Source organism: Lutibacter holmesii, assembly GCF_042679665.1.
Classification (GTDB): Bacteria; Bacteroidota; Bacteroidia; order Flavobacteriales; family Flavobacteriaceae; genus Lutibacter; species Lutibacter holmesii.
Window position 1 is genome coordinate 349581 of sequence record NZ_JBHTMV010000003.1, and the last position, 14347, is coordinate 363927.

Consider the following 14347-nt stretch of genomic DNA (forward strand, 5'->3'; position numbering starts at 1 on the left):
TGATTCAAAGTTGTGAAAAATTCATGAAGGTGAATTTCAATGTAAAATTACCGTAAATTTGAGTATTAAATTAAAGTAACAATTTTAAATATAAAAAAGATGAATAAATTTAAATTAATGGCAATTGCCTTAGTATTTGGAGTATCAAGTTTATTTGCAAATAATATAATAAACCCAGAAGTTTCAAAAGATGAGATTAGACAACAAATAGTTGAATTAGTACAAGATGCTAACCATACTATTGATAGTGAAGTAACAGTTAATGTAACTTTTACATTTAGTACATCAGGTGAAATTATTGTTAAAAAAGTAAACTCTACAAATCCACAAGTTTTAGCTTTTATTCGTGAGAACATTAACAGCAAAGTGTTAGTTAATCCAGGAAGAGCAAACAGAAATTTTACAATGCCAATTGTAATAAAATAAATACCAGACCAAAGTTAAAAAAGCTCAAACCTTAAGGGTTTGAGCTTTTTTTTTGCACAATATTTACAAAAATTAAATTGTAAATGTTTATTTTTTTTAGTAACTTAATAATCAATTTAATACACTACTGAAGATTGGTTATTCTTCTGTTGCTATTGGTGCTAAATTAATAGTTGTTTACTTTTTTTGGTACTTTCTTTATTTCTATTGCTTTCAATTTCAATTTGTAAAAAGTGAAAGTAACATTCTTTTTCAAATGTTTTATTTTAGTATTTGCAGTACTATTATTTCAAGGTTGCAAAGTGTACCACACACAAAAAGTAACCTTAGAAGAAGCAATTGCTGCTAAGCAAAAGGTAAAAGTACTTATGTGGGACAAAAAATTTACATTTTGTAAGTTAATTTATATAGACAATCAGCTATACGGTACTCATAAAATTACTTCAACCACAGCAAAAAAGTTAGATAACTTAATGGTAGGATGTTCTTTAGATGGGAAAACTGCTAAATTTAAATTAAATGAACTTGAGATTCAGGAAATTTATCTTTGTAAAAAGTAGTTACTATTTTTTATTGCCACTATTTTTCTTGTAAATACTTCTTTTATAAATAATTAAGGTGCGTTTCTGTTTTAAGTAAAATAGCCCTAAAAACACATTTTAACATAATTTAAGTTAATTTTTATTGTAAAAATAAGACTATTTAATATTTTTTACACCTTCTTATATGGTTGAAAAACAATTAGTTAGATGTTTTTCTTGTTTTTTGAAGAATATTTTTTGAGTTTTTTTGAAAAAATGATGGGTTAAACAATTGTTAATCAGTTTTAGAAAAATGTTATGAGCTTAAATTAGGCATACATTTGAAATAACAAAAACAAAACTTTTAACCAAAATCTATTAATTATGAGAAAATTTAAATTATTGGCAATTGCCTTCGTATTTGGAACAGCTAGTTTATTCGCTTCAAATGATGTTCCTTCAGAAAAACCAAAAAAAGAAATTAGAACACAAATTGTTGAACTGTTAACTACTCCTGAGTTTGAAATAAAAAATGAAATAAATACTATGATTTCGTTTACATTTAATTCAGAAGGAGAAATTGTTGTATTGTCGGTTGATTCTGTAAATCCTGATATTTTAAATTATGTTCGTGAAAATTTGAATAGAAAAAGAATTCAAAATCCTGGCGAACGAGATAAAATATTTACAATGTCATTGAAAGTAAAAAGGGCATAATATGAAATGCATATTTAAAAATTAAAGCTCAAACTTGTTAAGTTTGAGCTTTTTTTAATACTTTTTTAAATACACATGCACGGGAAAATGATCACTAAATCCACTTTGATACCATTTTCCAATATAGGTTCTAAAAGGGTTTCCTTTATATTTTCCTTTCCATTCTTTTAAAAAATGCTTGTCAAAAACTTCAGCGTATTTAAACGTGTGCGTATTTTCTTCAAGGTTAAAAAAGTTTTTTGAAAAGATAATTTGATCAAATAAATGCCAAGTTCCTTTGTAATTTAAAGTACCATTTCCTGTGTTAATTAAACGTTCCATTGGGTTGTAAAACGTGTTATTTACCAAATGTTTTTTTACGCTTGTGCTTGTTGGGTCGTCGTTAAAATCACCCATAATAATTATTTTCGCATTTGGAGTTTCGGCAGTTATATTTTCAGATATTTTATAAACCAATTCGGCTGCTTTTATTCTTTTTTCTTCAGTTTCATCAAAACCACTTCTTCTTGAAGGCCAATGGTTTACTAATACGTGCATAAGCTCACCATTTAAATTTCCTTTTACCAATAACACGTCTCGGGTGTAATCTCTTTCTCCGTTGCTACCATTTACATATAAAGGAAAAGTTTCTGAACTAATTAATTCAAATAATTCTTTTTTGTACAATAAAGCTACATCAATACCTCTTTCGTCTGGAGAGTCATAGTGTACAAAACCATAATTGTGGTTTTTTAAGGCGCTATTGTTTACTAAATCTTTTAAAACAGTGTCGTTTTCAACTTCAACAACACCAACTATTGCAGGTGAATAGTAAGATTTTTTAGTTCCTAATTGCGTAATTACATTTCCAAGTTTTTTAATTTTATTTTTATAACGTTTTGGATTCCAATTTTTTTTGCCTTTTGGAGTGAAATCATCGTCTAAAATTTTTGGATCGTTCTTTGTGTCGAATAAATTTTCAAGGTTATAAAATGCTATGGTATAAGCATTGTTAATTTTCCCTGGAGATTTGAAATATGAAAACATGTGTTATTTTTAGAAACTCGAAAATACAAAATTAGAATTAAACATTGTATTTGTATCTTTGCAAAGCATTCTTGAAAAATACAGACTGTAAAAGCACATAAAAATATGATTGAAGAAAGAAAAGTGTCCTCTGAAAAAGCCGTTTTAATTGGTGTTGTTACACAGCACCAAGATGAGCAACAATCTAATGAATATTTAGATGAATTGGAGTTTTTGACACTAACTGCAGGAGGACAAGCGGTAAAGAAATTTACGCAAAAATTAGAAATGCCACATCCTAAAACCTTTATTGGTGCTGGGAAGTTAGATGAAGTGCGTTCGTATATGGAAGCGCATCATATTGAAACTGCTATTTTTGATGATGAATTATCATCGTCTCAACTAAGAAATATTGAAAAAGTATTAGACTGTAAGGTATTAGATAGAACCAATTTAATTTTAGATATTTTTGCGCGCCGCGCACAAACAAGTTATGCACGTACGCAAGTTGAATTGGCTCAATGCCAATATTTATTGCCGCGTTTAACTCGTTTATGGACACACCTTGAACGTCAAAAAGGGGGAATTGGTTTAAGAGGTCCGGGTGAAACAGAGATTGAAACAGATAGACGTATTATTCGTGATAAAATTTCTTTATTGAAAAAGAAATTAAAAGTGATTGATAAGCAAATGGCTGTACAGCGCAAAAACCGTGGAAAAATGGTGCGTGTGGCTTTAGTAGGTTATACAAATGTTGGGAAATCTACACTAATGAATGTAGTTAGTAAAAGTGATGTTTTTGCTGAAAACAAGTTGTTTGCTACATTAGACACAACAGTTAGAAAGGTTGTTATAAAAAACATTCCGTTTTTGTTAACTGATACGGTTGGGTTTATTAGAAAGCTTCCTACACAATTGGTAGAATCTTTTAAATCTACACTAGATGAAGTTCGTGAGGCTGATTTATTATTGCACGTAGTTGATATTTCGCACGCTAATTTTGAAGATCATATTGCTTCAGTAAATAAAATTTTAGACGAAATTAAAAGTGCTGATAAACCTACCATTATGGTTTTCAATAAAATTGACGCGTATAAACACGAAACTATTGAAAGTGACGATTTGGTTACCGAAAAATCTAAAATGCACTATACTTTAGCTGATTGGGAGAAAACTTGGATGAATAAAATGGACAATAAGTGTTTGTTTATTTCTGCTTTAAATAAAGAAAACTTAGAGGATTTTAAAGAAAAAGTGTTTGAAGAAATTAAAAAAATTCACATTACACGTTTTCCTTACAACGACTTTTTATACCAAGAGTATACTGAAGAGGATAGCTAGGATAAAAAGTTTTTTTCAACAAATTGCTGAAATTTCTCTTTATACTGGTCGCTTACCGGAATATATACTTTGTCAAAAATAATTCTGTTACGTTCAATAGTTGAAATTTTATTTAAATTCACAATATATGAACGATGAACACGCATAAAGTTTTTGTTTGCTAATTGAGCTTCCATAGCTTTCATGCTTAAAAGTGTCATAATAGGCTTGTCATTAGCTAAGTGAATACGAATATATTCGCGCATACCTTCAATATATTTAATATCATCTAGTTTTATGCGTACAATTTTGTATTCAGATTTTATAAACAAAAAATCTTCATTACTTTGAAGCTGTTCGGGTTGTTTTTCATGAACATCAAACCAAGATTTTGCCTTGTTTGAAGCTTTTAAAAAAGTAGCATAATCTATAGGTTTCAATAAATAGTCAATAGCATCTACTCTAAATCCTTCTACGGCATATTCGCTATAAGCCGTTGTAAAAATTATTTTTGGTGGATTTTCTAATGATTTTACAAAATCTAAACCATTAATATCTGGCATATTAATATCAACAAACATTAAATCAATGGTGTGTGTTTGTAAGTATGTAATAGCATCAATAGGACCTTCAAAACAATCTTTTAAGTCTAAAAAAGGTGTTTTTTCAATATATGTTGTTATTTGTCTTAAAGCTAAAGGCTCGTCATCAATTGCTATACAAGTTATCATATTGGAACAGTTAAATTTACACGATATATTTTTTCGTTTTGATCAACCACTAAGGTATATTTATTTTTGTAGATAAGATCTAAACGTTTCTTTGTATTTTCAACTCCAATACCTGAAGCTGCTTCATCTTTTTTGGGGTGATTGCTGTTTTCAATTATAAAATTCAGGTTATTTTTATTAAAAGACAGCGCTAAATTTATGAAAGATGTTGTGTGATAGCTAATTCCGTGTTTAAAAGCGTTTTCTAATAATGAAGTAAACAGCAATGGTGCAATAAATTTATGTGGAATTTCTGAAGGAATTTCAACATTAATTTTCACCTTATTTGAAAAACGAAGGCGCATTAATTCAATATAACTTTCAATAAATTCAATTTCCTTTTTAATTGGAGTCATTTTTTCTTCAGAATCATAAAGTAAATGACGCATAAGATTTGACAATTTAATGATTGCTTTTTTGGCTTCATCAGTATCAATATCAACCAGCGCATGAATATTGTTTAAGGTATTCATGAAAAAGTGGGGACTTACTTGGTTTTTTAGTATAGCAAGTTGATTTTCAATATTTTCAGTTTGAAGTTTCATTTTCTCCTGTTCTAATTTTGCCCAGCGCATAGAAATTTTTAATCCGGCATCAAAACCTACTAATAAAATAGCAAGTATTAAAAAGTTTGCATAAGGCGGAATAGAATCGGGTGTTTTTTGGTTAGAAGGCATAGGAAGTCTTTCTTTTGAATTAAACCGTGGTGGTTCAGGTCTTTGAAAGTCCATATTTTGACTTCTCTCGGGTGGTGGAGGTAACCTTCTTTGTTGTGTGTTGTTTTTTGGATGAAAGAAAAACAAGCTAAAAGCTATGGAGCAAATTAGTAAAAAGGTAGCAGAAAAATAAGCGATTTTTTTTCCTTTAAATAATAATTTTGGTAATAAAATGTACCTGTTTACAATAAAAACAAGTAACAATGGTAGGTAATTTAGCCAAACTATAAAAATATGGTCCCATTCTATTTCATTTTCAAATCGCCCAAATAGTAGTGGAGATGCAAATAATAATGCCCAAAAAGCAGTAATAATTATTGGCTGAAAATTATTGAAATTCTTTGTTGATTTCATTGTGTCTCTGCTAAAGTATATAGAGAAAATTGGATAAAAAATTTGTTCGTACAACCAACCCTATAAGGATGTACGAACAAATATAACCAAACCAAATTTAACTTAATTTAAATAATTGCTTACTGCAGTGCTTCTGCTTGCAGCATGTGATTTTAATGTTGATATACCTGTGTAGAATGAACTACTGCTATTTAAAAATGTATAACCATTTACTTCTGATGTTGCATACGTTTCAACTAAACTTGCATACGTGTCATAAACTCCTTGAATGTAAGTTGTATTAAAAGGACCGTCTATTGTTGCTTTTACATAAGCATCGTACTTTGCTTTGTACACATCATCATCATATAAATATTCAATTAAAGGCCAATCATTACTTGATAGATCAGAGAAATTTAAATTCAATGAGCCTCCTTGTTTTCCGTCTTGTAAAGCTTCATTATTATCCCAAGGAATCCAAGTTAATAAACCGTTGTCTGGATTGTTGTATAAGTAATAATTATGCTCCATTCTTCCATACGTATCCCAGTTTTGTACCACTGTATTAACTGCTAGATAATTTAAAAATGTTTCAACATCAAAAACAGCTTCTAATCCTGCTCTCCAAGTTGCAGGATCGCTTGTTCTTGTAGTTGCGTGTAAGGCTGTAAACACACTTTGAATATCACTCCAGTCAGAATCATCTTCATTTGTTTTCTTTTCAAATCCATCTTCATTAAATGTTCCGTAGGCAAAGCTTGATCCGTAGTCTTCAGGTTTGTATAAGTTACCATCATCACTAGAAAATTGTGTTTTAATTACGGTGTTGTCAACTTCTTCAACTAAGGTGTACAATCCAAAATATTCTGGACCATTACCGTGATCAACGTATAGCGTGTAAAAAGCTGTATTTGAAACTGCTAATCCTGCATCTCTAAATATGTCAGCTGTTACTTTTTCTCTTAATAATGAATTATCGTCGTAGTTGTTTTTAAGACTAAATTTTTTAAAGCCATAAAAACGTTGATTTTTTATTTGCGGATAATCATCTTCATATTCATCAAAATCCATTTTAAAAGCCAATTTTAAAATTCCTGATTGCCAAGCTGTTTGTAAGCTTGAGTTTCCTTTAAAACGCAAACCTACTTTGTACCATTCGGTACCATTATAAAAAACAGATCCAGGAACAAAAACAGGGTCTTCATCAGAAAAACTTGAAGATCCACCGCTACCACGGCCAAAAGTACCGTAAATGTTTGTCATGTCATTCAACATTACGTTCCAGTTTTCTTCAGAAATAACAAAATCTAAACGTTTTACTTCAGTATTGCTAAAAACTTCATCAAAGTTTGGGTCGGCATCTTTACTATGCGTTTCTGTAGTCCAATCTGTTGCCTCAAAATCTATATCATCAATTACTGGTGTTGTTTCTTCTGTTGTGCCAGAACTAGAACCATTATCTGTGAAAGTTTCATCGTCAGAGCAATTTGTGAATATGAATGCTGTTGAGATGAACATTATGCTTAAAATTTTAATAATTGGTTTTTTCATAATATTCTTATGTTTAAAGTGGTGTTTTATAATGAACAAAAATAACGGGTTACTAGTTTTATAGAAAAATGAATCAATGAACTAGGTTATTTTATCTACGAATAGCTTTTATAATTAGGTATTTATTTTTTGTAATGCTTATTTATTTTTAATTGTATAAGTGTATTTTAATCCAATAATGTTTTTGGTTTCAGGATAAGTTTCATTAAGCTGTTTTTTAAAGCGATAATAAAATTTTAATTTTCCGTAAGCTTTCATGTTATATTCTGAACCTACGGTAATTCTATACCTGTCAAAGCCATTTTCTTCGCCTTCTTCAAAATGGTTGAATATTTCAGCAGAGACTTCTGGATCTAGTTTCCAGTTTTTTATGTTATAACCTACACTTGCTTTAAAACGAAGGTGTTGGTTGGCGTAATCACCTTCAGAAGGACTAACACCTAACTCATTTTTATTTTGGTATCTTAAACGATATCCAAAGGTAAAATCATCAACTTTATGTTTGTAACTTGCCTCTAGATGAAATCTAAAATAGTCTTCGTAGCCTTGAATATTACCGGTATTGTCATTTTTACTTATGTACCTAGCAGCTGCTCCAACTTTAAATTTTTTGGTGATGTTGTATTGTACACCAACTTGGGTAATGTATTTTTTTATTTCTGAAAAGTTTTCTTTTAAACGTAGGTGTTGTTCTAGTTCAAAAGCCCATTTTTTATTTAGCTTATATTTTATTCCTATTGAGTTCCAGCTTTCCCAATCATTTAAATCTTCATCTTGAGCTTGGTTTTTTTGAACTACAAAAAGGGTGAAAGCCAATAATATTAATATTGTTTTATTTTTCATAATGGAGTGTTTTATTTAAAATAAAAAATGGTAACCTTTGCTGTGTCTTTTAAAAAATCTACATCACCAATTTTTATTTTGTTAATTTCTAATCCTGTTCTTGTTTCTAAATCTTCTTTTAATAAGTGGTAATTTTCTGGTTTTATGTTTTGAATATTTTCATAAACAACAGATTTAGAAACTACTTGTTTTAATGCCCAGTATTTTTCAATAAAAAGTAAAACAAAAATAATCATGGCATTTGCTGTAAGAATTTCAGCATAGCTCATTTTTTTATTTGCCAATGCATTTATAATAGATACACCAATAACTACAAATAAATAGGTCATTTCTTTTATATCTACGGGGTTTGTGCGGTAACGTATAATTCCAAAAATGGCAAATAAACCTAAAGCCATACCTATGTCCATTTCGTATTTTTTAAGCGTAAAGCATAGGAAAAAAACAATGATACTAATTAAATAATAGGTAAAAACGTAGTCTTTTCGTTTTGAATCAGGGTAATAAATAAAACGAATGATAACGGTTAAAAATAAAAAGTTTAGGATAAATCGAAAGATCATTTTAAAAAAATCATCATCGAAAAAAGGGATGTCTAAGAATTCCATTGATTGTTGTTTTAAGCTGTTATTTTATTGATTTTTATTAATTTTTTTTTGAATCTATTGTATTTAATATCTGGATAAATGTTTGTCATTCCAATACAATATTTACTCATGCTGTAAGGGTTTATACCTTTTTCTTTTAAAGATTTTACTACTGGAGAAGTTCTATCAAAACGTTCTTGTTTTACTTCAACTATTACCAAATTATGGTATTCTTTTGTAGAAGAATTCATTTTAAATTCAAGGTTTAAATCTATGGTTAGGCGTTCCATGGCGTGTTTATTAACCAATGTAATACGATCAAATTTGTTCCATATAATAGGTTTTAGGTCTATTTTTTCAATGGTTTTACTGTCAATAAAATCTATTAAATCTTGAGGAAGTTTTGTTTCAAAATCTTTAATTTGAATTCTAGATTTTGTAGTTTTTCCTTTTCCGTCTTTTTGTTTAATTTCAAGAAAACATATGTTAGACTCCATGTATTTACGCATTCTTACTTTTGTTCTGTTTACTTTACCATTATGATGGTCGTGGTAAAATTTTTTGTCTTCAGTGTCAAAGTATAATGATGAATAGGTTAATAATCTATTTCCATTAATTTCAAGAACTCTATATTTATCTGTGACAGTTTTTAATACTTCAATTAATTGTTTTTGATGTATTACAAATTTTGTGTCAGTTCTTTTCATTAAAGAAACACCGTCCATTTCGCTTAAAGAAATAGGATCTAAATTATTTACGACTTGTTTTATTTGTTGTTTCATTGTGGTGTAAAGGAACTAAGTATAAGGCTTGTAAAGAAAGAAAATCAATGAATTGGGGAATTACATCAATGAAATAGTCTTAAAAAAAAGCAAAAAAAATCCGCTTATTAAAACCAACTGGTTTTTATAAGCGGATAGTAATCAAACACCTCAATTTACGTAATTATTCACTTCTATTTAATGTGAATTTTGGGTTTAAATTTTACATCTCTCGTTTAGATTTTCTTTTTTTACTGTTTTTCTTTTGATAAGTTGTATACAATTTTTGTTGATCTTCAGTTAAAACATCTTTTACATCATTTTCAAAATCTTCTTTTAATTCTTCCATTTCACTTCTATCAGGTCTTCCAGAACTTGTTTTGTCTTCAACCTCTTCAAAATGCGCTGTATATAATTCTAATACTTGTTCTTCTTGTTCTTCTGATAATAAGAGCTCCTCAGCTAAATTGCTTACCATTGTTTTAATTTCCTTTGCAGTTGGTACTGGAGGTGGTCCTTGTTGACCTCCACCTTGCTGACCGCCGCCTTGACCGCCTCTTTGTTGCCCACATGCGCTTGTTGTAATTATCAATGCTACAACAACCAATTTCCATACTTTGTTCATTTTAAATCTCATAATCTGAATTTTTTAATATTGCTTTTTTTATTTATTTTTAAATCGTTATTCAAAGAAACATAAGTTTGCAGAAGTGTGAAATAACAATCAATGAATTGCTGTATTTTATCTATGAATACTAGTTTTTATAGAAGATGTTCTAAAAAAAGGAAAGGCTTGTAATCCTCCCCAGGAATAACAAGCCTTTCACATTCATCAACCAAACCTTATTAATTTATATTTCGTACTAATCTCACATAGTTTAAAATTCTTATAGCATCTCCTTGTGGTCCATGGCCATCTTCAAATTCAGTAGGGTCACCATCTTTTGGATCGCTACGTTGTGCTCCTGCACCGTGAACATCAGTCCAGGTATCAGTTCCCATATTACCCATACAACGTCCGAAAGCTAAATAAACTCCCCATCCACCTTCCATGTCATCAGACTCTGCTTCATGGGTTGTACTACTCCAATACCAAGGATAATCATCTTCACCTGCTTCATTCTCAATTACAGTGCTATTAAATACACTATCAATAGTTGCAGAATTAGTTGTAGCTGGAGATTTTGTGTAATCTATAATTCCTTGTAATTCTTTTGCATCAGGTAAGCGCCAATCACTAAACCCAGCATATTCAAAGTTTTCTGCATAGTTTAATGCATCTTTCCAAACCATGCTAGCAGCACTATCATCTTGCATCCACATTAAACCTGTTGCAGAGTCAGAAATGGTACCATCACCATTGTCGCTATACTCATTTATACCATAAGTTTCACGTCCACGAACTAATAAATAATTGAACGATTTGTCTTGTCCCATCATCTCAGTTCCATAACCTTTTATACGTCCATCAGCAAGGTTCACTCCAAAAACGGTTTCACTAACTTCGTCACTTACGTAAACAGCTGTAGTAGCACACTGAACATCAATTAAACGCTCCATAGCTTCCGTATCTCCATAATCAAAGTCGAAGTAATCGGTATTGATAAAAGGTATTAAACCTGTAGTATCATCTCCTTCTACAGAACTTATATCTCGACCGCTAAACATCATAAGAGAATACATTTCTTTAATTGTTGGTACACGCCAATCAGTATAACCTCCTGTAGAAGTTGTGTTTACAACTATTAGTATATCAGCATAAGATAATTTATCATCTGCATCAATACTGCCATCTCCGTTGTGGTCAAAAGATTGTTCCCACATTAACCCTGTAACCATATCGGTTACTGTACCATCTCCATTATCTTCATAACTTGGTGTTGTACCTGGGTAATTTGCGTTTTGACCATAAAAGTCATCATCTGTGGATTGCGTTGTGGTTTCTGTTGTATTGTTAAAGAATTTTGATTGGTTAGTTCCAACAATAGGGAATCCTGAAATATCAGGTAAATTTTCTGTAGTTTCTTCTGTTCCGTCTATTTCATCAGTTATCGTATCATCATCATCATCATCACAAGCTATTGTAGCAAATGCCAAGCATGCACTAAGGCATAGTAGGCTTAAATTTTTAAGTTTCATTGTTTTCATGTGTATTAAATTTAGTGTCATTATTTTAATTGTTTTTTAAGATGAAACAAAGAAAGAGTAGAGTGGATTAAATAAAAATTTGAATCAACGTTTAGGTGGTTTTTATCTATGAAGCGCTGTGTTTTAAAACCCAAAAATTAACATCTTTTGATTAAGAAATGAAACTTTGTTAATTACAGTGAAATAGGAACTTAAAAAAAGAAAGAACCAACATTTAGGGTGTTGATTCTTTCTAGGAAAATGAAAAAAGGGTGTTCTTTTATATTTATTTTAAACAGGCCAAGTATTAAAAGGTTGTTTTTCAAACTGCATAGTTTCATCAGCTCCTTTAAATATATTAATCCAAGCTTGCCAGTTTTCGTTATCTATTTCTGGGTAATCTAATCGGTAGTGACTGCATCTACTTTCGGTACGCATAATTGATGCTTTTAATTTCATTTCGGCACTTACAATCATATTTTTAGTCTCGTGCGCTAAACGTAATTCGTGTAAATTTGAAGCTCTTAGCATTGGCGCATGGTGATCTCTTAATTCTTCAACATAAGCTAAAGCGGCTTTTAACAAGTTTTCTTTTTTAATGTAAATAATGAAATTAGGAATCATAATTCCTTGTAAGGTTTGTGTTACCCAAGCCGGACTGTAACCTGCTTCTCGTTTTAAAGGCGCTAATATTTCTTCTTGAATTTCATTTATTTTTGAAGTAGAAATATGAGTAGTTTCTATATTTTTACTGTAGTTTGCTGCGGCTTCACCAGCAACACCACCTTGTACTGCAGATCCGGCTAATGAAGATCCTATTTGTGTGTAAATAGCTCCTGCCATATATGAACCTAAAGCATCACCAGCGGCGTATAAGCCTGGAATAGTAGATTCGCATTGATCGTTAATTGGCACCAAACCTTCAGACTTGTGTATTGCCATTCCTGCGGAAGAACCACCTACAATACTTCCTCCCATTCCTGGAGGTGCTCCGCCTTCTTTACCACCTTTTGGTGGTCTTCTTCCTTCTTTGCCATCTTCTCCCGGCGGACCAGATTGTTTTCTTTCGAATTCACTTGGTTTATATGGTCCTCCACTAACATTTGTTTGTTGACCCGATCCTGGAGGTCCCATTTTTAAAGGACTTCCATTTTTGTAGGCAACATAATTCATATCAACACCTAAATCATGTCGAATTTCAACTCCTGTAGTACCTGGTTTTTGTTCAAACATATTTCCCCAACCATTGTAGCAAGCTGCGGAATTTTCTGCTTTACCAGGGTGTCCATCATTCCATTCTTTCCCTGTTACTTTTGCACCAATATTGTAAGCCATTACAGTACCGTCATGTGTAAGGTCACAAATTGGGAAACCGTTAGGTTTAAATCCGCCAGCACCCGTACAAAGTATTACGCTTTTTGCTTCATAAAAAAGTACTTTTTCCTTATCAACACTAAAACCTGCTGCGCCTACTATTTTGTTATTTTCTTTTATTAAATGTGTAATTACAATACGTTCATGTACCGGAATTTTTCTTTCTTCAATGGGTTTGCTAAAACTTTTGTTGTAAATGGCTGAATTAAAAAATCCCCATTCTTTTAACTCGTTTACGCGCGCTAAAGAATGTTTAGCCATTTGACGTGTATAGGCATTGTTATTTGTTCCTAGTGAAGATTTTGAAACTTTAGCAACAAATTCATCTAAGGTTAAATTTTCTTTTTCAGGATCAAAAGCAAAAATACCTTTAGCAAAAGGTGTTTGTCCTGAAGCACCTAACCTACCTTTTGAAACCATATGAACTTTAGCACCTGCATCATGTGCTTTTACGGCGGCAAATAAACCTGCCATTCCGCTACCAATTACCAGTACGTCAGTGTTAATTTTATCAATATTTAAAGAGTCAACATCAATTTCTGGATTGTTTAAAGCCCAATCTAATGGCATTCCTATGGCTGACATTGCTGCTAAACTGGCTGCTGCTCCACCGGCTAAAGAAATGAATTTACGTCTAGAAATATTATTTTTTGTTGGTGTCTTTTTCATTTTTTTGAAGTTTTAAAAAGGTACGTTCTAAGTAGGTAGAAAATTCCACTGGCAACCATTAGTACATAATAAATGGAGAATGGTGTATTACTGTGGCGACCTATGTTAATTACATGCCAAGTAGCGGTAACAATAAAAAGCATGGTAAAATAACCGTGTATGCTTCTCCAAGTTCTATAGGTTAATTTAAGTTTAAACCTAAAAAATGAAGTAATTAAAAGTATTACCATGCATACGTAGGCAATTAAGCCTAAAATTACACCTAAACTATCAAAAGTTGTAATTAATTTTGTAAATGCATCTAACGGAGTTACAGCATTGTCAAAAAACTTTGGAAGAATAATTAAAATAGGATGAAATAAAAGGATTGAAATAAATAGATACCCAATTATTTTATGAACTTTTAAAACGTTTACCATTCTAATTTTTTTAACTAATTTTTTATTCATTCTAGTTGAAAAAAATTGAGATAATAAAAGTGTAAAGCCAATAATGGTTATGAGTGATACGCTTTCCATTAGTAAATTTCTTTTTGGAAAATCCCCTAAGAAGTATAATAAAATTGGCACTATTATAAAAATAATGGCCAATGATGTTATTTTAAAGATGTAGTGTTTATTTTTCATA

General features: G+C 30.8%; 15 protein-coding genes. 4 read left to right on the forward strand and 11 right to left on the reverse strand.

What is annotated here, in order from left to right; all coding sequences use genetic code 11:
* The first annotated feature begins 99 nt into the window (after positions 1–99).
* The 3 genes from ACFQ5N_RS04315 (at position 100) to ACFQ5N_RS04325 (ending at position 1664) form a co-directional block, all read left to right on the forward strand.
* Positions 100–426, forward strand: a complete 327-nt coding sequence (locus tag ACFQ5N_RS04315) for a hypothetical protein (protein ID WP_386808038.1) — start codon at positions 100–102, stop codon at positions 424–426.
* Positions 427–659: 233 nt separating this feature from the next.
* On the forward strand, positions 660–986 hold the full coding sequence (locus ACFQ5N_RS04320; protein ID WP_386808040.1) for a hypothetical protein: 327 nt from the start codon (positions 660–662) through the stop codon (positions 984–986).
* Between the two features lie 345 nt (positions 987–1331).
* Positions 1332–1664, forward strand: coding sequence for a hypothetical protein (locus ACFQ5N_RS04325; protein WP_386808042.1), 333 nt, complete (start codon positions 1332–1334; stop codon positions 1662–1664).
* A 54-nt stretch (positions 1665–1718) separates the two neighbouring features.
* On the opposite strand, the gene ACFQ5N_RS04330 is transcribed toward ACFQ5N_RS04325, so the two are convergent.
* A complete protein-coding gene (locus ACFQ5N_RS04330) occupies positions 1719–2690 on the reverse strand; it encodes an endonuclease/exonuclease/phosphatase family protein (protein WP_386808044.1) in 972 nt (323 codons plus the stop codon).
* Between the two features lie 105 nt (positions 2691–2795).
* Between ACFQ5N_RS04330 and hflX the strand changes: the two genes are divergently transcribed.
* Positions 2796–4010 carry a GTPase HflX gene (gene hflX, locus ACFQ5N_RS04335; protein ID WP_386808045.1) on the forward strand — a complete coding sequence of 405 codons (1215 nt, stop codon included), beginning with the start codon at positions 2796–2798 and terminating at the stop codon, positions 4008–4010.
* On the opposite strand, the gene ACFQ5N_RS04340 is transcribed toward hflX, so the two are convergent.
* The 10 genes from ACFQ5N_RS04340 to ACFQ5N_RS04385 form a co-directional block, all read right to left on the reverse strand.
* Positions 4007–4720, reverse strand: a complete 714-nt coding sequence (locus tag ACFQ5N_RS04340; RefSeq protein ID WP_386808047.1) for a LytR/AlgR family response regulator transcription factor — start codon at positions 4718–4720, stop codon at positions 4007–4009. The genes hflX and ACFQ5N_RS04340 overlap by 4 nt on opposite strands.
* Positions 4717–5829 carry a sensor histidine kinase gene (locus ACFQ5N_RS04345; protein WP_386808048.1) on the reverse strand — a complete coding sequence of 371 codons (1113 nt, stop codon included), beginning with the start codon at positions 5827–5829 and terminating at the stop codon, positions 4717–4719. The genes ACFQ5N_RS04340 and ACFQ5N_RS04345 overlap by 4 nt, the downstream gene beginning before the upstream one ends.
* Positions 5830–5931: 102 nt before the next feature.
* A complete protein-coding gene (locus ACFQ5N_RS04350) occupies positions 5932–7359 on the reverse strand; it encodes a CotH kinase family protein (RefSeq protein WP_386808049.1) in 1428 nt (475 codons plus the stop codon).
* A gap of 138 nt (positions 7360–7497) precedes the next feature.
* On the reverse strand, positions 7498–8202 hold the full coding sequence (locus tag ACFQ5N_RS04355; protein WP_386808050.1) for a DUF2490 domain-containing protein: 705 nt from the start codon (positions 8200–8202) through the stop codon (positions 7498–7500).
* Between the two features lie 11 nt (positions 8203–8213).
* Entirely contained in the window at positions 8214–8810 is a 597-nt protein-coding gene (locus ACFQ5N_RS04360) for a DUF4956 domain-containing protein (RefSeq protein ID WP_386808051.1), read from the reverse strand.
* A gap of 11 nt (positions 8811–8821) precedes the next feature.
* A complete protein-coding gene (locus ACFQ5N_RS04365; RefSeq protein ID WP_386808053.1) occupies positions 8822–9571 on the reverse strand; it encodes a polyphosphate polymerase domain-containing protein in 750 nt (249 codons plus the stop codon).
* Positions 9572–9773: 202 nt separating this feature from the next.
* Positions 9774–10187: a hypothetical protein gene (locus ACFQ5N_RS04370; RefSeq protein ID WP_386808055.1), complete on the reverse strand. Its 414-nt coding sequence runs from the start codon at positions 10185–10187 to the stop codon at positions 9774–9776.
* Positions 10188–10396: 209 nt separating this feature from the next.
* A complete protein-coding gene (locus ACFQ5N_RS04375) occupies positions 10397–11698 on the reverse strand; it encodes an Lcl C-terminal domain-containing protein (RefSeq protein ID WP_386808057.1) in 1302 nt (433 codons plus the stop codon).
* 270 nt (positions 11699–11968) lie between these two features.
* The gene (locus ACFQ5N_RS04380) at positions 11969–13720 is read right to left on the reverse strand and encodes an FAD-binding protein (RefSeq protein WP_386808058.1); all 1752 of its coding nucleotides are present in this window, start codon (positions 13718–13720) and stop codon (positions 11969–11971) included.
* Complete coding sequence (locus tag ACFQ5N_RS04385; RefSeq protein WP_386808060.1) at positions 13717–14346, reverse strand: ferric reductase-like transmembrane domain-containing protein; 630 nt, start codon at positions 14344–14346, stop codon at positions 13717–13719. Before ACFQ5N_RS04385 ends, ACFQ5N_RS04380 begins: the two co-directional genes overlap by 4 nt.
* Between the last annotated feature and the right edge of the window lies 1 nt (position 14347).